Genomic DNA, 19,945 nt, shown 5'->3' with positions numbered 1-19,945 from the left:
TTTATGCTCCCTCCTCAAATACTTTCTCAGGATCTATTTGAATCATACGACAATTTGTTGCAATATCTGTCGCCAAGCTAGCTGAGACTTCTGAAATAGCTTGAATCGTCACCTCATAACCGCTTTGCTGAATTTGTTTTTGTAAATTAAGCGCTTCTTCATCTTTTTCATCTCGGTATAAATAGGCACAAGCAATTATTTTCTTTCCGACTTCATTTTCTAATCCTAAAGCTGCCAATTTTAAAACAGGACTGACTAAGCGGTCAGTTTTACCGAGCTTACGGATAGGGGACCGCCCAACGCGAGTAATGGGGTCTGCCAACCGCGGATTACTGTGTCTAGTTAACGTTTGCTCAATAAAAAGTGATAACTCTTTGACTGATTGGTGGTACTGTTGGGTGAAGTAGCGACTATTCTCATTTAAAAAAGCTTGGACTAAGTGATAAATATTGGGGTTCTGAATCGCCGCTTGAACAGTCTGATATCCGAACAAAGCACCTACATAAGCAAACGCAGCATGCGATGCATTCACGATAAAAAGTTTTCTTTCAATAAAAGGTGCCAATTTATCGACAAAAGTTGCCGTCTTTAATTCAAACGGAGTATCCGGTGCCAGTTGTGTTTTTGAAATGACCCATTCATAATATGGCTCAACTACTGCGATCATTTTGCCGGCTTGATTTTTTGATAGCGATTGGCGATCGATTGCTGTATCGACAAAATAAACTTTTTGATCTAGAATCGCTTGTTCTGTCTGATTTGAAATTTGATAGACTGCCTTTTTTAAAGTCGAACTTGCATTGATCATATTTTCATTCGCTAAAACATTGATATTTTTTCTCTTAGTTACATTAGCTAACAATCCAGCCTTTAATACTGCAGCAATTTTGTTTAAATTATTAGCTCCGACTGATGTCGTAATGAGATCAGCTTCTGCCAAGGCTTCAATTGCTTGATTCGTTTGGGTAAGGCTATTGATTGCTTTGACCTGATCAATCCATTTTTTCGGAATATCATCAGCCAAATACTGAATTTCATAACCTTGATCATGATTCAATTGCTCAATTAGTTCAGCATTAGTATCTAAATAAGTAATTGAAAATTGATTTTTATTTAAAACTTCTCCAATGAATCCACGACCGATATTGCCGGCCCCAAAGTGAACTGCTTTCATTTTTATCTCCTATTCTAAATTTGCATGGTATTGCCACAGACTTGGCAGATCAATCCCTCTAGCTTCTACCAACATAAGTGCGACAGTATCACCTAACAACAACAACGATTGTTCAAATAAACTTGTCATCGGTTGGATGGAAGGAACCTCGCCAGCTAAATTTAACTTCGTTTGAACGGGAATGCGAATAAAGCAATCTGTAAATGCATTCATTGAACTATTAGGATTTGCGCCAATATGGGCAACTCGTGCACCAAATTGTTTTGCTTTTTGTGCGATTGCTAGTGGGAATGCACTTTCACCACTACCTGAGCCTACGATCAAAAGATCTTTTTCGGTAATTGCAGGTTCTGTGATCTGTCCCACAACAAAAGTGGCAAGTCCTAAGTGAGCAAGTCTTTTAGCAATCGCTTCAAGAGAAAGTAACACTCGACCTACTCCGACAAAAAATACTTGCTCGGCCTGTTCGATTTCTTTAATCAATTGCTCGACTTCTTCGTTTGAAATAGAGTCAAGTGTTGTTATAAGTTCTGCGATAATTTTTTTTTCTGTTTCTGTAAAAGACATTTTCTCACCTACTTTTCTTTTTTAACTTTTGCGATTGTATCTAACAAAAGTTGTTTATTCTTTTCTAAAGTATTTCCTTGAATGAACAATCCTGTACTACCTAAGACTAAATTATTTGCTCCAGCTTCAATTAAGCTAGGAATCTTTTCTAAAGAAACGCGGCCATCTACTTGAATCATAGTATTTAATTGTCGCTTCTCAATCAGTTCACTTAAATCGCGAATTTTTTTCGTAGCATAAGTAATTTGCGTCTCATTTTTATTTCCGGCAAAACCTGGATTAATCAGCATTAAGCAAACCATATCAATCTCAGCTAAAATATAGTTCAAAGAATCTAAAGGAGTTGCTGGGTTTAAAGCGATTCCAACTTTAGTTTGTTGTTCCTTAATCAAATGAATATAACGATCAAGATGTAAACTACTTTCAAGATGAAAAGTAATACTTTCTACACCGATCTTCAACATCTCTTGGATAAAAAACTCATTATTTTGTGACATGATGTGAACATCAAAATTGCAATCTGTAACTTCGCGCATTCGTTTGATTGTTTCAATTCCTAAAGGCATACTCGGCGAAAACATCCCATCAATGACATCGATATGAAGAGTATCAAAACCATTTTCGTTTAACGTTTTAATGTCTCGTTCTAAATTAACCAAATCAGCGCACATAATCGACGGAGATAATACTAATTTTTTTTCCATGCTTTGACTTCCTTTCTCTATTTCAATTGAATTGTAAACGTTTTTAAAAAAATAGTCAATATAAACACGCACAAACATTTAAATAAAATGCATGTTAATGCGCGAAATGCACGAAAAAATTTCAAATTGACTTAAAAAAAGTGATATGAGAAAATAAAGGCGCAAATACCTGCAAGGGGTGATCAAAATGTTAAAAGAAGAACGTCAACAAACTATTCTCGATATTTTAAATGAAGAACAAAAAGTTATTGCCAGTGATCTTAGCCATCGCTTAAGTGTGTCAGAAGATACCATCCGGCGAGATTTAAAAGAATTAGATAGTCAAGGTCGATTAAAACGCGTTCATAGTGGCGCATTGCGTGTCGGACCACCAATTACCGACTTTAATTTTCGGACAACTGTTGATAGTGAGTTGAAAAGTAAATTAGCTAAAAAAGCGATTTCTTTTTTAAAAGAAGAAAGTGTCATCATCATTGACGGTAGTACGACTAATCTAGTTTTAGTCCAGTCACTTCCTACCGATTTTCGAGCAACTATCATCACAAATAGCCCCCCAATTTCAATCGAACTAGCTAACTATCAAAATATTGAAGTCATCAATTTAGGTGGCAATTTTTATAAAAACTCTATGATTAATTTAGGTGTAGAAACATACAAGTCTCTTAAAAAGTTTCGAGCCGATTTATACATTATGGGAATCTATAATATTGATATCGATTCTGGTATAAGTGTTCCTACAATCCAAGAAGCAGAAATCAAGCAAGAGATGGTTCATCGTTCAACTGAAGTTTTAGGAATGGCCACAAAAGATAAATTTGGAACTGTCAGCAATGCGATTGTTGGGCCAGTTGAAGATTTAAATTTTTTAATTTCTGATCAAGTATCACAAACGATTAGAAAAAGTTATAGCAAGAAACAACTCTTATTAATCGATTAGCTTAAGAATGTTTCAGACAATTTTTTAAACTTATTTATGAAACTTGCCTCAATCCAAACGCGCCTTTTTGAGAAAAGAAATTCCTTTTAATTTAAACTCCACAATAAAGGCGAGCGAAATAAAACAAAAGGAAATTTATATATATTACCCAAGTAAAAGAAAAGAGGTCACGCAGCAAAAGCCGCGTGACCAAAATGATCCTATTCTAAAAAATGTCTGATCTTTCATCAACAACAGTTATTAAAGAGTCGAGTTTAGTTCACCTTATTTGATCTGTCTCCATTTTCAAAATGAAGAAAATAATCAAAAAATTAGCTAGTTCCTTAACTTACCGCCTTTTCAATCACAAGATATTTTTTTAACGTGAGATACTCAACCACGTACCGTAACAAAATTATGTAAAGTATGTATTTTGGAACTTTCTCCAGATCCACTCCCAAATGATTGGGCATAAAATATAGTAAGCTTATCAAAAGCACCAAAATGATCCCCAATATCATGTCGCAAACTTTTAAATTCCACTTTACTTTGTCATCTGCTAAATAAACATATTCCGATTGATAGGCTCCATTCTTAATTTTTGCTTTCAAGTTATAGTCTAGAATCATAAAGCTAGCTAAAACGATTAAGCATGCAGCTTTTAAAATAGCCAACATCCCCGCACCTACTTTCTAATTTATCCTCATTTTACCAAAGCTCTACACGGATGACTTGTTTCCTTTTTACTGCTCAGTATAAAAAATCAGAGAGATTTCTGTAGTCCGCCTATCCTATTTTCAATAAATAAAACAAAAGGATTGTATTTACCTCCACTTTGGATTATTCTAATAAATGTGGTTATAAGGCGGAAGTGGCGGAATGGCAGACGCGCATGCTTCAGGCGCATGTGAGCAATCGCTCGTGTGGGTTCAAATCTCATCTTCCGCATTCAAAAAGCGATTATGGCACGGTCTTAAAGAGATTTTGCCACAAGTGTAGCCACAAAAAAATCTCGGCTGGTTAGCCGAGTTTTTTTTGTGCTCATTTTAGTTCGTGATCAGTGGCTGTTCTTTAGCTGGGATCGCAAACATAAGCGGTCCTTTCGTCTGTTTGAACGCACCATTTTGGAATTGAAAAGCAGTCATCGTCCAGTGCGGATTGAATTGACGCCAAAAATCGATCTCTTTAGCATCTAAAATCGTTCCATAAAGTGGCTGTTCTGGAAACATATTCCGCAAGAGTAAGATCGCCTCTCGTTTGATCTCGCTTTGTTCTTTCAGTGGCTGAATGATCACCTGCCGGATGTAAACTGAATTTTTAGTGATATCGGCTAAAATGATCCCCAGCTCCCGCTCATTTTTTTTGATGGGCAAGAGCCATTGGTTTTGCTGATCACTGATACGGAATCTTTTCAAAGTGGTCATTGTCCATTCATCCTTTCTCTTTGAGCAGTCTTTCACCGATGGATACAACAGCAAAAATACTCATGGATCTAATATCTATGTATGGGAAACAACTTTAAGTGTACTCAGAAAATATGAAGAACTTGCTACCTTTTTCTAGCAAGCCGTTTAATTATTTTTGCAGTTGCAGATCGGCTTTTTTATAAAGCGCTTTCTCACCTTATATATAACTTAAATAGCTGCGGATTAATACCTTTATGCTTTTTCTCCAGTGGAAATTAACGTTTTCTTAACGGTTAATTTCAGACTAAAGTCTAATGGTCAATTGTCAGAAAAATAGCTATAGTAAAAGAGTAGAAACAACCCGAGGAAAATAAACTATGGAGGAGGGAATTTTTATGAATCATGTCACCTTTAATGAACGCTTAGTCGATGCATTGCTCTATCAGCTTTCAGCCGCGGAAATTCATGACTATCTTGATCACTATGATCAGCAAATTCAGCAATTGATGGAAACTGGCTGGTCGGAAAAACGAGCCGTCACTAGTTTAGGCGATCCCAAAATGATTGCCTACCAAATCTTACATCCTGAAGCACCTCCTAAACGCAAAAAAAGTTTTTGGTTGATCTTGTTTTTGGTCATGACCTCACCTTTTTGGGGAAGCGGATTACTTGGGATTTTAGCTATTGCACTCGCTTTTTACATTTGTATTTGGTGTATCCCATTGGTGGGCGCTACTCTTGCTGCAGGCGGAATTATTGGTGGAAGTGCCGCCGTTTTGCTCAGTCCTTTTTTGATCGTTGATTTTTGGGGCCGAGGATTGATTCAATTAGGAAGCGGATTATTACTGATTGGTGCAGGCCTCATTGCAGCACTGCTCACTTATTACCTTAGCAAAGGACTGTGGCTAGCACAGCGGAGACTCTTTACTTTTTGGAAACAACAACGACTAGCGAAAAAGGCGGTGTTCGCATGAAGAACAAGCGTGACATATTCTTAAAATCAATCAGCATTTGCTTGATCATTGGTGGGATCTGCTTGATCTGTGGCTATATTTTAAATGGTGCCACTTTGACGACCGTTTCTGAACAGGAAGCAACGCCGTGGTATCAAGTGGTCCATATCTACGGTGCCGATAAATAAAAAATACCGTTTCAAACAACTCAGCGGCTGTTTGAAACGGTATTTTTAGTTTGATGCAATGCGGTTAACTTCCATGTAATGGATCAAGGGTTAAATATCTAAGCTTACTGATAGCTAAGATCACTTCAAGTTCAGCTAGGTCTTTTACATCATCAGGATCAAAACCACGAAAATTTTCGTGTTGCGTGTCAATCAAATGATGTTCATTATTCCAGTCGATAAAGTCGGTCAAACTGTTGCAACGACTAAGCGAATAAGCCGCGCCATCACAAATCTCGGCCAGACGAAACACGAGAAAAGCCGTGTCGATCACTTTTTTAGTACCCGTCTCATCCCACGCTAAAATCACTTTTTTTGGTTCATATTTCAAGTACCATTCCAACAATAAAAACAAAGCTTGCCAACGATACATCTCAGCAAACATTTTTTTCGTATCTTCAGAGTAGCGGAAGAGTAACGGGATCAAATAGCGATTTTTATAGATCAATGTAGGTGCCTGATCAACTTCACAAGCTAAAAAGCGTGTTAAGTATCCTTTAAACCATAGATTTGCTAAACAATAGTCGGTTACGTTGAAATCTGAAAATTCAGCAGCCAAATGATCGCAGTCAGCAATTGAAATCGTCCAAGCTGTCATCAGCTGATATTCAGAAATAATTTTTTGGTGATTAATCAATGGGATCGGTTTTTCCATGAGCATTCTCCATTTGTTTCTTGATGTTATTTTTCTGGACTCATTTTAACACATTTCAGCTGTGGATTCTCAAGTTTTTTCAAAAGAGTAGAAAACCGCTACTACGCACCCCCTCATTTTTTCTAGCTAAGGCGTGCGGCAAAAAAATTTCTACAAAAATAAGCTGAGCTGACCTTGATCCATCAGGCCAGTTCAGCTCTGTTTTTTCCATCCAATAAGTCTACGTTTACTGATTTAAAATGATTGATATAACCCATCCGGTGTTTCTTTCAAATTCAAGAAAATATTTTTATCTTGACTGTAAGCTTCTAAAATCGTTTTATATGTCTCGCGACCGTAGCCAGATTTTTTATAGCCGCCAAATGGTGCGCCAGCTGGCAACTCATTATACGTATTGACCCACATCCGACCAGTTTGGACAGCACGCGCTACTCGAAAGGCTCGGTTAATATCTTGGGTGAAGACTGCACCACCTAAACCATAGTCGGTCTCATTGGCTAATTTGATCGCTTCGGCTTCATCTTTGAATTTGATGATCGTGACCACTGGGCCAAAGATCTCCTCTTGGGCGACTCGATATTCATTATCCGCATCAGCTAAAATCGTTGGTGCCACAAAAAAGCCGTCTTTTAATTCAGGCGTGTCCAATTTTTTCCCGCCAGTCACGACTTTAACACCATCAGTTTGGCCGATCTTAATATATTGTAAGATCTTCTGCATCTGTCCTTCATTGATCTGAGCACTCATTTGCGCCTGTTCATCCCAAGGTAGACCGACTTTGACTTTTTCAAACTGCTCTTTTAACGCTTGGACAAACTGATCATAAATCCCCGCTTGGACGAACAAGCGAGAACCCGCCGAACACACTTGTCCTTGGTTGAATAAAATGCCCTGCGTTGCTCGTTCAATCCCGCGTTCAAAATTCACATCGTCAAAAATAATATTAGCTGACTTTCCGCCCAGCTCTAAAGTTGCCGGAATCAATCTTTTCGCGGCTGCTTCGGCGACTTTATACCCAACTTCTGTTGAGCCAGTGAAAGCCAATTTCGCTAAGCCTTTGTGATGTAGCAAATAATCCCCCGACTTCGAACCTTTTCCCGTCACGATATTGACGACGCCCGCAGGTAAGATCGCTTCAAAAATCTTGGCCAGTTCTAAAAGGCTCAATGAAGTAGAAGAAGATGGATGAATGACTACAGTACAACCAGCAGCTAGTGCTGGTGCGATCTTCCAAGCTGCCATCAGTAAAGGAAAATTCCATGGGACGATCTGACCGACAACGCCAATCGGTTCTTTGACAACCAAGGTCAAGGTATGTTCATCCAAATATTTCGCTGTGCCCTCTTCTGAACGAATTAAGCTAGCAAAGTACCGAAAATGATCGACACTTAATGGAACATCGGCTGACAACGTCTCACGAATCGGCTTGCCGTTGTCCATACTTTCGATATACGCGATTTTTTCTGCTTGGGCTTCTAGTGCATCTGCAATTTTTAATAAATACTTTTGGCGCGTGATCGTATCGACATTACGCCACGTTTCCAATGCTTTTTGAGCTGCTTCGACTGCGTGATCAACATCTTCATTCGTTGCTTCAACAAATTCAGCTAATTTTTCTCCGTTGGCAGGACTATAAGCTGTGATCCAATCATTCCCTGTGCTAGCGACCCATTTGCCACCAATAAATAGTTGATACTTATCAGCTAACCCTTGCTTATACGTCAACATCTTTTCTTTGCTCATGCAGCTTTCACTCCAGACTTTTAATTTTGAAATCGATTACATTTTACTGGAGAAGGAACTTTCTGTAAAAGAAAACGGGTTGACACTTGAAAAATAGGACAAATCAAACTTTTTTAACTGGTGCGCGCAAATAAAAGAGAATAAATTGATAAATCACAAAGCCAATGATCACAGTAGTCAAAAATAATAAAATCCCAAATAGCTGCTGATAAACTTGTTCTAGTAGCACATTTTTTTGCTGAGCATAAAATTGACTCACTTTAAAAAGTGCTACTAATGCAATCGCTAACGGGAAAGTCAGCGCGGCAAAACCAATTCCGAAAGGACGATTCAAAAAATTAGGTAATTTACAAGCGATCCAGACTAAGGTCAGCAAAATCGTACCTGCTAGGCTAGCAACGAGCCAAGTTTGTGGGGTAGAAACTAATGTTAAGTAACTGACTAACGTCAAACTTAATGGAGCTAAAAAAATCGTCTGCGTCAATTCTGTTTCCGGCGGTAATTTTTGTCTGACTAAACGAAAAATCATCAACGGAACTAACGTCAACGTAATCAAAAAACCATAGATTAATAAGCCGTTTAAAATCACTGGATTGCCAAACTGGCCTCCCACTACGACAGGAACTAAAATCCCGACATATGTTACAAACCACGAAGGAATGAACTGAGACCATTGCCAATCTTTAATGACATAGCGCCAAGTAAAAAATAAAATGTGCCCGGCTTGGGCAAAAAAAGCCAGATACCATAACCCCAGTCCCAGCTGTGGAAAGTAGTCATGGAGATAACTGCCTAAAATCGCCGTCAGCATCGCCAGGGCAGCATATAAACTTGCCGGCATCATCTGCAAATACTCTTTTTTGAATACGGAAAAGTGGCAGCAGATTTTAAGCAGCGACAGCAACCAAACAAAACCGCCGAACCACATGATCCCGTGGCGTACGGCTTGATAGCCGATAAAACGATATGCATTGCTCAGGGTACAGAGTCCGACCGTTGCCGCGATCGCGTTTGCGGGCAGAAACTGTGTATTGTAAATAAATTTTTTCATCTCCTCACCTGCTTTCAACGCTTTTCTTTAGTATAAAGGAAAACGAAAGCCGGCGACAACTTTGAGCTTAGTGTCTGATCAAGGAAAATTTCAGCTTCTGCTAAAGAAAAAAACTGTTCACACTGAACAGTTTTTAGTCATTTAGATTTTTTGTTCAATATTTTCTACATCCAAGATCAAAGTCCGAGTCAAAAATGGAAATTCCTTTTTCATTCGGTCAAACTCAGGTCCTTCATCGACAAATTTTGCGGTAGCTTTCACATGAAATCCCGTTCCTTCTCCGACCAACCCTGGGACTGCTTTACTGCCGACCGTCATAAACACGTGATTATCAGTTGCTAAATCATTTTCGATACTATGCATCCCGGCTGCAGGTGCTAAAATACGATGATCACCGTCTGTGCGCAAATATGAATTCCATGTATTCACCACATGAAAACCGGGTTGACTATTAGAGATGATCGTCACTACGCCTTCATGTTTTAAAACAGCTAAAAATGGATCAGTAAACATTCAAATTCCCCCTCAACATTACTCAATAAATGTAGACCTTTTGAAAAAAAGCGTCAATTCATCTGCTTTGAGGTTTTCAAAATTCTGCGTTACTTGTCGCTAAATCCCAAACGAGTTCACCACATTTTATTAACTAATCACCTGAACAAACATTGTCAATCCAACCAACAACACGGTTAAAAGTTTTTTATTTTCTTAGAAAAGATTTTTAAAAGGTATTTAGCAGCCCTCGAAAAACTTTTAATAATCTCCGGCTGAGACTTTTTCTCGCAAGGCCTTTAGCTGACTCAGTTGAATAATATTTTTATTGATTTTGGCATACGCCCGCGCATCATCTAACAGTTCTAAAATGTAAGCTTGATCTTTTTTTTGTAAGATCGCGTTTTTAGCTAATAAAAATGCCGCCCGTGCTAAATAATACGTTACATGGTTGTCAGAACAAATCGAAATCGCATACTCTAATAAAGCGTTACTAGTCTCTAGCTCGTTGATAGCCGAATAAAAAACTGCACACTGAAACACGATGTTTAAGACTCGCCACGTATCTTCGGTCTCTTTGATTGGATAATCATAGATTTTTTCAAAGACTTTAGTAAAGTAAAACTCGGCTTTTGCTTGATCGTGCTCACGTAGATAAACCATTCCCACACCCGTATAGGCTAAGAGCAAAAAGATATTTTTATCAGCTGTCGACTTGCTTAAAATAATCTGATCAAACATAAACAAAATATCTGTGACTGGCGCATCTTTAAAGATCATCACAAAGCCTTTCAAATAGTGATAACGCATCAGTAGCGCAGGATCTTCTAGTTCTGTTGGCGAGATCTCTGCCAATAATTTTTCTGCAGCGTCAAATTCACTCGTAATCAAATTGAATTCGGCTTGATCCATTTTTTTATTGATCTCAGTATTTTGAATACCAACTCGTGGGAATAACTCACTCAAGGGCAGTTGAATCCGATTACATAATTTGATTAAAATTTTTAAGTTAGGGATTTGCCCATTATTTTCAAACCGGCTCAACGTTGCTTGCGTACAAATCCCATCAGCTAATTCTTTTTGCGATAGGCCGAAAGCTTTACGAGCTTCCACAAAACGTTCAATATTCATCTTATCCCCCCATCTTCTAAGATATTTATAAGTCAATCTTACCACAAAAAAGCAGACCAGCTTTGTTCTTTTAGTTATAAAAAAGTGAGCTGATTAATCGATCAGCTCACTTTTTTTGCTTCTACGATAGTTTCACACTCAATCTTTACGTGCTCGTAAAGCACTCAAGATCGAAACGGTATCGATCACTTCTTGTAATGCTGCACCTAATAAAGCGGGGATAACACCGGTACTTGCGATTAACATCAAGACCACACAGATCACGATTCCGATGAGCACCGATTGACGAGCGATCCGCATCGTGTCTTGTGACAAACGAACCGCTTCAGACACTCGCGTCAAATCATCTTTTAAAATCACCGCATCCGCACTTTCACTAGCTGCTGTTGACCCATGAGCTCCCATGGCGATCCCAATATCTGCTACAGAGAGTGCGGGAGCATCATTGACTCCATCGCCTACCATTACTACTGGCCGCGCTTTTGCTTCGAACGCTTTCAAGACTTTGATCTTATCTTCTGGCAAACATTGAGCATGAACTTCTGTAATCCCAACTTCTTGTCCGATTTGATCAGCGATACTTTTCTGATCTCCGGTTAACATCACCGTTTTGACGATCCCTAATTGATTCAATTGAGCGATCGTTTCTTTTGATTCTGGTCGAACGAGATCTTTAAACGTCACATACCCACTTGGTTGATTGTTGATTGAAACATAGACGATCGTTTGCTCGGTAGCTATCTTTTCAGCATCATCAGCAAAACTGGCTTTCCCAACACGAACGGGTTGATTTTCAACAACTGCCTTGACCCCTTGACCCGTGACCTCTTCAAGTTGTTCGACGGGCAATAATTTAATTTGCTTCCGCTGCGCATGATTGACTAAAGACCGCGCCAAAATATGATTAGATTCTTGCTCAGCACTGGCCGCGTATTGAACAATCTTTTCAGCTGATAAGTTTGGATCGAACGATTGAACATCTGCCACATGGAGACGGCCTTCTGTTAAGGTACCAGTTTTATCAAACGCGATCGTTTTGGCTTCCGCTAATTTTTCGATCGTCGTTCCAGTTTTTACTACGATCCCATTTCGACTAGAGCGACTCATGCCGGCAACTAAAGCGACTGGCGCGGCTAAAATCAATGGACAAGGTGAAGCGACCACTAAAACTTCTGCAAAACGTACAGGGTCTTTTGAAACGAACCATGCGACACCGCCGATCACATACGCAATTACCGTAAAAGGGACTGCGTAACGATCAGCTAAGCGAACAAAATGTGCCGGTTTGGCTTTAGATTCTTTGACAAGTTCAACTAAGCGTTGGTATTGACTATCACTGGCTTTTTTCGTGACTCGGAACCGCAATGCCGCATCTCCGTTGACTGAACCAGACATCAACTCCGCTTTAGCCGTTTTTTCTACAGGTTTTGATTCACCCGTCAACGACGATTCATCGACAAATGATTCTCCTGAAACGACTACGCCATCGACTGGGACGATCTCACCAGGTTTAACTAAGATCAAATCCCCGACCGCAACTGCTTCTACTGCTAGATCTTCAATCGCTTCGCCTTTGATTCGATGTGCAATCTGTGGTGAATTATCTAACAACGATTGCAATTCACGACTTGCTTGTCGACTAGCGTAATCTTCTAAACTGTCTCCGCCGGTCAGCATGATCAAAACTACTAAGCTGGCCCAGTATTCTCCTACGGCTAACGTCGCGATGATGGCTGTGATCGCTAAAATATCGACTCCATATTTGCCAGAACGCAATGTTTGGATCATACCGATAAACATCGAAATCGTAGTGACCCCGCCAATGATCACCACCAGCCAAAACGCGATCCGCGGTTGATCAAAGCCAAATTCAGCAATCAAAGCCAGTAATCCAACTGCGACTGTGATTAGAAATTTCTTGAAATTACTCATAATTTCACCCCACCTAACTTTCAGAAGAAGTATACCACTGGCGATTATCAATTGATAACCAAAAGATTTAATTGAGAATGATATTCAGTAACTACCTCAAACAATTGTTCACTCAATCAATAATCAGTCTAAAATGCCAAAACAATTACTTCAATTTTCTAGCTAGTGAAGGTGGTTATTCGCGTTATTTATGTAGTTACTAAGTCCCAAGTTGTCCCTCCGCATCACAAAATTTCAAAGCTAAAAACCCAGCTGTGATTGTCACAGCTGGGTAAGCGTTTAATGCGCGAGCATCTCTTGGGCAATGGCATGATCAGATAATTTTTCCGGATAATAAGTCGGCCAATGATCCATCTCCTTTAGTAACTCTGCTTGACTCGTCTGCCCAAAGAATAGATGGAAGTGGGCGGCTTTTTCAGGAGCGATTCCGTGATCGCTGAATTGAACATATTTATAAGGCGTTTTCTCGGTGGCTTCAAATAAATAGCGCACGCCGCGATTACCTTTTTCATACTGCAAGATTTTTTTACCCACAGCTCGATAATGACTCGTATATTTTTTACCATCAACGACAAAAGTCATCTGATCTTTAGTGATCTCAATGCGATCCACATCTGTCTGATAACCAGTTTGATAATACACTTTATATTCTGCTACAGTCTTAGTTGGAGCAAGTTTTGCTTTATAAGCAAAAACTTGGTCTAATGTTCCATTTTCTAAAAGGGGATAAACTGAACGCCACTTCCCTTGCCAATCGGATAGTTTGCGCGCTTTTACTTCTTTTGTTGCAAAATAACCATTTGCCACTGTCTTTTCTGGTTGCGTTTGGGTCGTTGCCTCTGCTTTACCAGGTTGATCAGTCGTTTTTGTCAATGCCTTTAAATTGTCTTCCATCACCGTCAGATAATTTTTCCCTTGTTTGAGCTGCGTTTTAGTCAAACTCTCCAGCGGATTTAAGACCGCTAACTTGACCCCAGCTTCATCGGCTAACGTTTGTGCTAATTTACTAGAAGCATTTTTTTCAAAATAAATCGTTTTGATGCCCTTTTGTTCGACGACTTTTTTTAATTTTGCTAACTGAGCTGGACTGGGCTCTTGATCAGGTGAAAGCCCGGCGATCGGAATTTCTTTCAACCCATATTCTACCGCTAAATAATGAAATGCGGCATGCTGAGTCACAAACTCTTTTTGCTTCGCATCTTTCAAAGCAGTTTGATATTGTTGATCCAACTGATCTAGTTGTTGACTAAACACAGCTGCATTTTTTTCAAACACCGTTTTTTTAGTTGGATACAGTTTGCTTAATTGTTTAGTGATCGATGCGACTTCTTGTTTTGCTAAAGGAGGTGCGACCCACGTATGGGGATCATACTCATGGGAATGCTCATGTCCTGCTTCATGGGTGTGGTCATGATCTTCGCTCCCAGGCAGCAAGAGCATCCCTTTTGTGCCTTTGATGATTTTTGTGTCACCATGCCATGATTTTTTTGCTTTAGCGACCCAGCCTTCCAAGTTTTCATTGTGGTAAACAAAGACGTCCGCTTTTTCGATTTTCGACATATCTTTAGCACTCGGTTCATAATCATGTGCCTCAGACCCTGCTGGAATCAATAATTCTACCTTGCCTTCTGCACCTACGATTTGCTTAGTGAACTCATAGACCGGATAAAAAGTCGTCATCACATTGATTTTTTCATCAGCGTGTGCTGGTTGGTTTAAACTGATCAGACTACTTAAGACCATCGCACCTGCTAACATTAGCCATTTCTTTTTCATTGGTCACCTCGGTTAAATTGAATTTTTTATTTGTTTGGAGGTAAGACACACCTGTGTCGGTCTCCCTTTTAATGAATCGTTTTTTTCAAATTAGTTAAATTTTGTTCCATGATCGAAAGATAAGTCGCTCCTTGTGTGATTTTCTTTTGCGGGATACCTTCGATCGGATCTAAGACTGCTGTTCTGACTCCCGTTTCAGTCGCTAATGTTTGTGCGACTTTCGAATTAGCATTTTCTTCAAAATAAATTAATTTGATCCGCTGGCGTTTAACATATTTTTTTAAACTAGCTAACCGACTAGGACTAGGTTCTTGATCAGGAGAAAGACCAGCGATCGCCACTTGTTTTAAGCCATACTGTTTGGCTAAATAACCAAATGCGGCATGTTGGGTGATGATCGCCCGTTGCTTAGCGCCTCGCAGTTGTTGGTATTCATGATTTAACTGGTTCAATTTTTGATCATACCATTTTTGATTAGCCTTAAAAGTAGCAGCTTTAGCTGGATATTTTTCAGCCAAGGCTTTTTCGATCGTAGCGACTTCTTGTTTAGCTAAGATCGGATCTAACCACACGTGTGGGTCTAGTTCACCAGCATCTTCACTATTTTTAGCACCTTTAGCTAGCTTGATTCCTTGGGCGGCTTCAACGATTTTTGTTTTGGTGTGATCCACTTGATCCATCTTTTGAGCCCATTTTTCCAATTGATTACTATTATAAACAAACACATCGGCTTGACTGATCTTTGCCATCTCTTTTGCACTGGGTTCATAATCATGCGGTTCATTTCCAGCTTTGATCAATAAACTGACGTGACCTTCAGCGCCTACAACTGCCTTTGAAAATTCGTACATCGGATAAAACGTCGTCACGACTTTGATCTTTTCCGCCGCTTGACTCGTCACACCAAATGCAACTAAGGCCAATAAACTGAATAAACACGTTAAAATACTTCGAGCTTTTTTCACAATCAGACTTCTTTCTTTAACGATCTGCAAAGTAAGTCAACAGATCGTTTTATCATCCTTAAAGGAATCGTTCGAACGCTCCGTTAAAAACGGGGCTCTTACTTGAACTAACATTTGCTAAAAACTGCCAGTTACTTTATCGATAGCGCGGCTAGCTTTCAACTCATTACCATTTATTAAGTTGTTTTTTGTTCCGCTTCACTTCTTTGATGATTTTTAACGCACGTTTGCGCGTTTTAAGATTTGGACTTTTCATTCGGCGATAGGCACTCGCTAAATCTTGTTTTTCCATTAGAACCTCCTTTTACCAGCTGGCTTTCTTAACACCTGGGATTTTTCCTTGTAACGCGAGCTGTCTAAAGTTAACTCGAGACAGGCCAAACTTACGCAAGTAGCCACGCGGGCGACCATCCACTCCATCACGATTTCTTAAACGATTCGGATGAGCGTCTTTCAACAATTTTGCTAAGGCAGCGTGATCTTTTTTAGCTTTTAACTCTTGCCGCAATTCATAATACTGCGCAACTAAGGCTTGCTGCTTTTTCGCTTTTGCGATTTTTGATTTTTTAGCCATTCAAATTCCTCCTATTTCACTTCGGTAAAAGTAGCTCGTCGTCTTAGTTTGGGTGAATATTTTTTTAACTCTAATCGATCTGGCTGGTTGCGCGTATTTTTACTCGTCAAATAGAAACGCTCCCCCGTCTCACGACATTCCAATTGAATAATTTTCCGCATTCCGATTCCTTCTTTCGATTTATCTCAACCAAAACGTAACGACTACGTTTTAGACTCATTGAATTTAGCACTAAAAAAATCGGCTGTCAATATAAAAAAACATGAAATATAATTCAGATGAATGGGTACTCATTGGAATAATCCATTACAAGAAACACATAAAGCGTTTTGGATAACAAAAATTTGGATAAGATATCTTCTCACTCATTTTTCAACCACTGCTCGGACTAGTCTTAAATAGAGAAAATATTTGAATAAAACGGAACGCTACTTTACACTTAAATTGAGAGAGATCACTAGATTAGTTGCGGCCAGACTGAAAGCTGAGTCTTATCTAGTTATGAGGAGAATGAATGATGAAAATAATGTCTGTGTTTGGGACGCGCCCTGAAGCGATCAAGATGGCTCCACTGCTCAAATGTTTAACTAAAGATCCGGTCGTTACCTCGATTGTAGTCACAACTGGACAACATCGTGAAATGTTACAGCAAGTATTAAACGACTTTGCGATTACCCCGGATTTTGATTTAGCAATCATGAAAAAAAATCAGACGCTAGCTGAGATCACGACTGCGGTCTTAACGAAACTAACGCCTTTATTAATCGAACAAAAACCGGACTGCGTCTTAGTTCATGGAGATACGACGACAACGATGGCGGCTAGTCTTGCTGCCTTTTACCAACAAATCCCCATCGGTCATGTGGAGGCCGGACTCAGGACGTGGGATAAGTATTCCCCTTTCCCAGAAGAAGCCAACCGCCAAATCACGGACACGATCGCCGATTTTTATTTTGCGCCGACTGAGCGAGCCCGGCATAATTTGTTGATCAGTCACTGCGCACCAGAAAAAATCTTCGTGACTGGTAACACAGTGATCGACGCGCTCCATTACACAGTCAAGCCCGACTATCACCATGACTTATTGGCTAAACTTCCTACAGAGCATCGCATGATCTTACTGACGATGCATCGCCGAGAAAGCCAAGGCGTGGTAATGGAAAAAGCTTTTCAAGCGATCCGGCAAACGGTGGATCAAAATCCTGACGTTGAAGTCGTCTACCCAGTCCATTTGAATCCCAATGTTCAAAAAGCAGCTCATGCCATTTTACAAGGTCATCCCCGCATTCATTTGATCGCGCCTTTAGATATGGTGGATTTTCATAATTTTATGGCTCGTTGCTACTTCATTATGACTGATTCAGGCGGTGTCCAAGAAGAAGCTGCCGCACTTAGCAAACCCGTTTTAGTTTTACGCAATGAAACCGAACGGATCTCAGGCGTCAAAACTGGCAGTTTGAAATTAGTCGGAGTCGCACCTAAAGCGATCCAAAACGCAATGAACGAACTGCTTCACGATCCAATTGAATATGCTAACATGTGTCACGCTAAAAATCCCTATGGTAACGGCTCAGCAAGCGAAAAAATCGACCACATTTTACGTCGATCACTGAAAAAGTAGGTGAATGTATGTTACAACTATTAAACCAGTTATTTACTAATTCGTTTGTCCAAATTATTTTAGCGATTACTTTTGTCTTTTACTTGTATTACCTCATCATCATCATCTTGCTGGGGATGACACCTTCGACAAAGACTCCTAAACCGCTTCTTTCTTCTGATAAACGTGAATTGTGGTTAGTCGTCCCGGCATTGAATGAAGAAAGCGTAATCGAGCAAACGATCCAACAATTGACAGCTGAATTAAAAAAACTGCCCCCCCAAGTCACAGGAAAGCTGTTAATCGTAGATGACCATTCCACTGATGCCACTTATCAGCTCGCAACGAGTTTGACAAGGACGATCCAAACGAGTCAAACAATGATGCACTCGGGTAAAGGCGAAGTGTTAAATACGGCTGTCGCCTATATCCGAACACAACGAGACCCCGCCCTAACTGACCGAAATGTCATCATCGGAGTGATCGATGCCGATGGTCAGATCTCAGCTGAAGATCTTGAACATGTTTTAGCGAGTTTTACTCGCGTCAGAAAATTAGATCAGTTAGATTACGATATGGTCCAGACTGCAGTTCGAATGAAAAAAGTGAGCAATGGATTACAGCGAGCGCAAGATTTTGAATTTAGTGAATTGAATCGGAAGCAACAGCTCTTCCGCAATTTTTTAGGTTTTGGGATCGCATCTGGTAACGGCCAATTCGTGACCTTACATTTAGCTAAACAAGTCGGTTGGGGAAATGGTCTGTTAGAAGACTTAGAGTTTTCACTCCGCACTTGGCTCGCCGGTTATAAAACGTGTTATACCGATCAAGCCGTCGTCTATCAAGAAGCAGTCAAACATTTCATACCTTATGTTCGGCAACGAATCCGCTGGTGTGCGGGAGGACTCCAATGCGCTCGGTATTTGCCGCGACTTTATCAGACTGCGATCAGTCCGTTACAAAAAATCGATTTGACGGTTACGATCCTCTTTCCTTTGCTGTTTACCTTTGTAGCACTAGGAAATTTATTAGCACTCGTTTTACAAATCGTCGCGTTGATCGATGCAGGCGGTGTGACGATCTCTTTTGGAGCGATCTTTGGCATTTGGTTAGTGATTGCACTTTTGATGGCGCGAGGTTATCAAGGATATACTGCTAAACATTGGCTCAAAAAAGCAGCCCCAAATTTTCTATCCGCTTTCATTTCAGCACTTTGGTTCCAGTGGTATTGTTTAGCAACTGCTCTCATTCCTTGGGTAGCCTTGTTTAAAATCATCACTAAAAAAACAGCTTGGGTCAAAACCGTTCATCACAAAGAGTAGCAAAATTTTTCAGTAGCCGCTTCAACTTTTAGAGCCTTCAACTACAAAAACACGTTGCTTATCCTCTCGATCAGGTAAGCAACGTGTTTTTTTTGAGCCACTGCTGAAACCAATTTTTCCGAGTCTGCTCAGCTGAAAAGTCTAATGGAGCTTGGGGATTCCCAGACGGCTGTAAAGAAGCTACCGCATCAAATCGGCCTGAGAAATCCGACCGTTTATCTTGTGGTCGCAACAATAATAATTTCGGATAAGAGGCTTGCTTGAATCCTTCTAGTAAGATCAACTGATTCTTGGTTTGTAAAAGGGACTGCAGCTGTGCTTCCAGTTCAAAGTCTGCCGTTTGTGATCGCCAAAAAAATTCATTTTTGCTTTTTAAGCCGACTTGTTGCGCACCGGCTTTAAAAAAGCGTTCCGTATCTGTCTGCGGCGGGTCACTGGTCGTGTCATGATGGGAATGTTTCAGGACGGCAAGTGTTACATTATATTGTCTGGCCACTTCGATAAAAGATAGGATCGTCGTTGTTTTACCACTTTTTTTCTTGCCGATCACTTGTAAAATTTGCCCCATGCTTGCTCCCTCCTTTGCTTGCATTTTAATGTCCTGCACGATATTATTTGGATAGGTTGGACCACTAGTGTTGCAAAGAACTTCAAATCATTAAAAGCATTGCTATAAAGCTATTCATGCACAAAAAAATCCTTTATACTGTTCTCGGATGACTTATCCAAGACCAATAAAAAGGACTTACACATGGAT

General features: G+C 39.9%; 22 protein-coding genes and 1 tRNA gene. 6 read left to right on the top strand and 17 right to left on the bottom strand.

Annotation, left to right across the window (positions count from 1 at the left end):
* Position 1: 1 nt before the first annotated feature.
* From GVJ38_RS12130 to GVJ38_RS12120, 3 genes are read right to left on the bottom strand one after another with little or no spacing between them, the layout of a single operon-like run.
* A complete protein-coding gene (locus tag GVJ38_RS12130) occupies positions 2 to 1,174 on the bottom strand; it encodes a mannitol-1-phosphate 5-dehydrogenase (RefSeq protein ID WP_159723418.1) in 1,173 nt (390 codons plus the stop codon).
* Positions 1,175 to 1,183: 9 nt separating this feature from the next.
* Complete coding sequence (hxlB, locus tag GVJ38_RS12125; protein ID WP_159723417.1) at positions 1,184 to 1,741, bottom strand: 6-phospho-3-hexuloisomerase; 558 nt, start codon at positions 1,739 to 1,741, stop codon at positions 1,184 to 1,186.
* Between the two features lie 8 nt (positions 1,742 to 1,749).
* A complete protein-coding gene (locus tag GVJ38_RS12120; protein ID WP_159723416.1) occupies positions 1,750 to 2,445 on the bottom strand; it encodes a ribulose-phosphate 3-epimerase in 696 nt (231 codons plus the stop codon).
* Between the two features lie 187 nt (positions 2,446 to 2,632).
* Between GVJ38_RS12120 and GVJ38_RS12115 the strand changes: the two genes are divergently transcribed.
* The gene (locus GVJ38_RS12115) at positions 2,633 to 3,382 is read left to right on the top strand and encodes a DeoR/GlpR family DNA-binding transcription regulator (RefSeq protein ID WP_159723415.1); all 750 of its coding nucleotides are present in this window, start codon (positions 2,633 to 2,635) and stop codon (positions 3,380 to 3,382) included.
* Positions 3,383 to 3,705: 323 nt separating this feature from the next.
* Here the strand turns inward: GVJ38_RS12115 and GVJ38_RS12110 are convergent, their stop codons facing one another.
* Positions 3,706 to 4,038 carry a hypothetical protein gene (locus GVJ38_RS12110; RefSeq protein WP_159723414.1) on the bottom strand — a complete coding sequence of 111 codons (333 nt, stop codon included), beginning with the start codon at positions 4,036 to 4,038 and terminating at the stop codon, positions 3,706 to 3,708.
* 188 nt (positions 4,039 to 4,226) lie between these two features.
* Here GVJ38_RS12110 and GVJ38_RS12105 point away from each other — a divergent pair.
* Positions 4,227 to 4,309 (top strand) — tRNA-Leu (locus GVJ38_RS12105).
* A gap of 98 nt (positions 4,310 to 4,407) precedes the next feature.
* Here the strand turns inward: GVJ38_RS12105 and GVJ38_RS12100 are convergent.
* Positions 4,408 to 4,785, bottom strand: coding sequence for a hypothetical protein (locus GVJ38_RS12100; protein ID WP_159723413.1), 378 nt, complete (start codon positions 4,783 to 4,785; stop codon positions 4,408 to 4,410).
* A 377-nt stretch (positions 4,786 to 5,162) separates the two neighbouring features.
* On the opposite strand from GVJ38_RS12100, the gene GVJ38_RS12095 reads away from it, so the two are divergent.
* Together GVJ38_RS12095 and GVJ38_RS12090 are read left to right on the top strand one after the other, a co-directional pair.
* The gene (locus GVJ38_RS12095) at positions 5,163 to 5,741 is read left to right on the top strand and encodes a DUF1700 domain-containing protein (RefSeq protein WP_159723412.1); all 579 of its coding nucleotides are present in this window, start codon (positions 5,163 to 5,165) and stop codon (positions 5,739 to 5,741) included.
* A complete protein-coding gene (locus GVJ38_RS12090; RefSeq protein ID WP_159723411.1) occupies positions 5,738 to 5,908 on the top strand; it encodes a hypothetical protein in 171 nt (56 codons plus the stop codon). The genes GVJ38_RS12095 and GVJ38_RS12090 overlap by 4 nt, the downstream gene beginning before the upstream one ends.
* Before the next feature lie 64 nt (positions 5,909 to 5,972).
* Here the strand turns inward: GVJ38_RS12090 and GVJ38_RS12085 are convergent, their stop codons facing one another.
* From GVJ38_RS12085 to rpmG, 11 genes are all read right to left on the bottom strand, one after another.
* Positions 5,973 to 6,602 carry a hypothetical protein gene (locus tag GVJ38_RS12085; protein ID WP_159723410.1) on the bottom strand — a complete coding sequence of 210 codons (630 nt, stop codon included), beginning with the start codon at positions 6,600 to 6,602 and terminating at the stop codon, positions 5,973 to 5,975.
* Positions 6,603 to 6,836: 234 nt separating this feature from the next.
* A complete protein-coding gene (locus GVJ38_RS12080) occupies positions 6,837 to 8,345 on the bottom strand; it encodes an aldehyde dehydrogenase family protein (protein ID WP_159723409.1) in 1,509 nt (502 codons plus the stop codon).
* A gap of 103 nt (positions 8,346 to 8,448) precedes the next feature.
* On the bottom strand, positions 8,449 to 9,396 hold the full coding sequence (locus GVJ38_RS12075) for a TDT family transporter (RefSeq protein WP_159723408.1): 948 nt from the start codon (positions 9,394 to 9,396) through the stop codon (positions 8,449 to 8,451).
* A gap of 141 nt (positions 9,397 to 9,537) precedes the next feature.
* Positions 9,538 to 9,909, bottom strand: a complete 372-nt coding sequence (locus tag GVJ38_RS12070; protein WP_159723407.1) for a pyridoxamine 5'-phosphate oxidase family protein — start codon at positions 9,907 to 9,909, stop codon at positions 9,538 to 9,540.
* Positions 9,910 to 10,149: 240 nt separating this feature from the next.
* Positions 10,150 to 11,019, bottom strand: coding sequence for a helix-turn-helix domain-containing protein (locus GVJ38_RS12065; RefSeq protein WP_159723406.1), 870 nt, complete (start codon positions 11,017 to 11,019; stop codon positions 10,150 to 10,152).
* A gap of 138 nt (positions 11,020 to 11,157) precedes the next feature.
* Positions 11,158 to 12,951 (bottom strand): heavy metal translocating P-type ATPase, encoded by a 1,794-nt coding sequence (locus tag GVJ38_RS12060; RefSeq protein WP_159723405.1) that lies wholly within the window; start codon positions 12,949 to 12,951, stop codon positions 11,158 to 11,160.
* A 279-nt stretch (positions 12,952 to 13,230) separates the two neighbouring features.
* On the bottom strand, positions 13,231 to 14,727 hold the full coding sequence (locus GVJ38_RS12055; RefSeq protein ID WP_159723404.1) for a zinc ABC transporter substrate-binding protein AdcA: 1,497 nt from the start codon (positions 14,725 to 14,727) through the stop codon (positions 13,231 to 13,233).
* 68 nt (positions 14,728 to 14,795) lie between these two features.
* Positions 14,796 to 15,692 (bottom strand): metal ABC transporter solute-binding protein, Zn/Mn family, encoded by an 897-nt coding sequence (locus GVJ38_RS12050; RefSeq protein ID WP_159723403.1) that lies wholly within the window; start codon positions 15,690 to 15,692, stop codon positions 14,796 to 14,798.
* A 166-nt stretch (positions 15,693 to 15,858) separates the two neighbouring features.
* On the bottom strand, positions 15,859 to 15,984 hold the full coding sequence (locus GVJ38_RS12045; protein WP_159723402.1) for a putative metal homeostasis protein: 126 nt from the start codon (positions 15,982 to 15,984) through the stop codon (positions 15,859 to 15,861).
* Positions 15,985 to 15,996: 12 nt separating this feature from the next.
* Positions 15,997 to 16,266 carry a 30S ribosomal protein S14 gene (gene rpsN, locus GVJ38_RS12040; protein WP_159723401.1) on the bottom strand — a complete coding sequence of 90 codons (270 nt, stop codon included), beginning with the start codon at positions 16,264 to 16,266 and terminating at the stop codon, positions 15,997 to 15,999.
* An 11-nt stretch (positions 16,267 to 16,277) separates the two neighbouring features.
* Entirely contained in the window at positions 16,278 to 16,427 is a 150-nt protein-coding gene (gene rpmG / locus GVJ38_RS12035; protein WP_159723400.1) for a 50S ribosomal protein L33, read from the bottom strand.
* A 353-nt stretch (positions 16,428 to 16,780) separates the two neighbouring features.
* On the opposite strand from rpmG, the gene wecB reads away from it, so the two are divergent.
* Complete coding sequence (gene wecB / locus GVJ38_RS12030) at positions 16,781 to 17,887, top strand: non-hydrolyzing UDP-N-acetylglucosamine 2-epimerase (RefSeq protein WP_200849503.1); 1,107 nt, start codon at positions 16,781 to 16,783, stop codon at positions 17,885 to 17,887.
* A gap of 8 nt (positions 17,888 to 17,895) precedes the next feature.
* A complete protein-coding gene (locus tag GVJ38_RS12025) occupies positions 17,896 to 19,188 on the top strand; it encodes a glycosyltransferase (protein WP_159723399.1) in 1,293 nt (430 codons plus the stop codon).
* 70 nt (positions 19,189 to 19,258) lie between these two features.
* Here GVJ38_RS12025 and mobB read toward each other — a convergent pair whose 3' ends face one another.
* Positions 19,259 to 19,756 carry a molybdopterin-guanine dinucleotide biosynthesis protein B gene (mobB, locus tag GVJ38_RS12020; protein WP_159723398.1) on the bottom strand — a complete coding sequence of 166 codons (498 nt, stop codon included), beginning with the start codon at positions 19,754 to 19,756 and terminating at the stop codon, positions 19,259 to 19,261.
* Positions 19,757 to 19,945: the final 189 nt, after the last annotated feature.

This window comes from Enterococcus sp. CSURQ0835 (assembly GCF_902706605.1).
Taxonomy (GTDB): Bacteria; Bacillota; Bacilli; order Lactobacillales; family Enterococcaceae; genus Enterococcus_A.
The sequence above is the reverse complement of the archived record's forward strand: the minus strand, read 5'-3'. Positions and strand labels throughout refer to the sequence as shown.

Bases quoted from the DNA above. Each gene is read 5' to 3' on its own strand.
- GVJ38_RS12085 (WP_159723410.1), bottom strand. From the start codon at position 6,602: ATGGAAAAACCGATCCCATTGATTAATCACCAAAAAATTATTTCTGAA.
- GVJ38_RS12060 (WP_159723405.1), bottom strand. From the start codon at position 12,951: ATGAGTAATTTCAAGAAATTTCTAATCACAGTCGCAGTTGGATTACTG.
- GVJ38_RS12045 (WP_159723402.1), bottom strand. From the start codon at position 15,984: ATGGAAAAACAAGATTTAGCGAGTGCCTATCGCCGAATGAAAAGTCCA.
- GVJ38_RS12110 (WP_159723414.1), bottom strand. From the start codon at position 4,038: ATGTTGGCTATTTTAAAAGCTGCATGCTTAATCGTTTTAGCTAGCTTT.
- mobB (WP_159723398.1), bottom strand. From the start codon at position 19,756: ATGGGGCAAATTTTACAAGTGATCGGCAAGAAAAAAAGTGGTAAAACA.
- GVJ38_RS12115 (WP_159723415.1), top strand. From the start codon at position 2,633: ATGTTAAAAGAAGAACGTCAACAAACTATTCTCGATATTTTAAATGAA.
- hxlB (WP_159723417.1), bottom strand. From the start codon at position 1,741: ATGTCTTTTACAGAAACAGAAAAAAAAATTATCGCAGAACTTATAACA.
- GVJ38_RS12070 (WP_159723407.1), bottom strand. From the start codon at position 9,909: ATGTTTACTGATCCATTTTTAGCTGTTTTAAAACATGAAGGCGTAGTG.
- GVJ38_RS12075 (WP_159723408.1), bottom strand. From the start codon at position 9,396: ATGAAAAAATTTATTTACAATACACAGTTTCTGCCCGCAAACGCGATC.
- rpmG (WP_159723400.1), bottom strand. From the start codon at position 16,427: ATGCGGAAAATTATTCAATTGGAATGTCGTGAGACGGGGGAGCGTTTC.
- GVJ38_RS12025 (WP_159723399.1), top strand. From the start codon at position 17,896: ATGTTACAACTATTAAACCAGTTATTTACTAATTCGTTTGTCCAAATT.
- GVJ38_RS12090 (WP_159723411.1), top strand. From the start codon at position 5,738: ATGAAGAACAAGCGTGACATATTCTTAAAATCAATCAGCATTTGCTTG.
- GVJ38_RS12130 (WP_159723418.1), bottom strand. From the start codon at position 1,174: ATGAAAGCAGTTCACTTTGGGGCCGGCAATATCGGTCGTGGATTCATT.
- GVJ38_RS12095 (WP_159723412.1), top strand. From the start codon at position 5,163: ATGAATCATGTCACCTTTAATGAACGCTTAGTCGATGCATTGCTCTAT.
- GVJ38_RS12080 (WP_159723409.1), bottom strand. From the start codon at position 8,345: ATGAGCAAAGAAAAGATGTTGACGTATAAGCAAGGGTTAGCTGATAAG.
- GVJ38_RS12055 (WP_159723404.1), bottom strand. From the start codon at position 14,727: ATGAAAAAGAAATGGCTAATGTTAGCAGGTGCGATGGTCTTAAGTAGT.
- GVJ38_RS12100 (WP_159723413.1), bottom strand. From the start codon at position 4,785: ATGACCACTTTGAAAAGATTCCGTATCAGTGATCAGCAAAACCAATGG.
- GVJ38_RS12120 (WP_159723416.1), bottom strand. From the start codon at position 2,445: ATGGAAAAAAAATTAGTATTATCTCCGTCGATTATGTGCGCTGATTTG.
- wecB (WP_200849503.1), top strand. From the start codon at position 16,781: ATGATGAAAATAATGTCTGTGTTTGGGACGCGCCCTGAAGCGATCAAG.
- GVJ38_RS12065 (WP_159723406.1), bottom strand. From the start codon at position 11,019: ATGAATATTGAACGTTTTGTGGAAGCTCGTAAAGCTTTCGGCCTATCG.
- rpsN (WP_159723401.1), bottom strand. From the start codon at position 16,266: ATGGCTAAAAAATCAAAAATCGCAAAAGCGAAAAAGCAGCAAGCCTTA.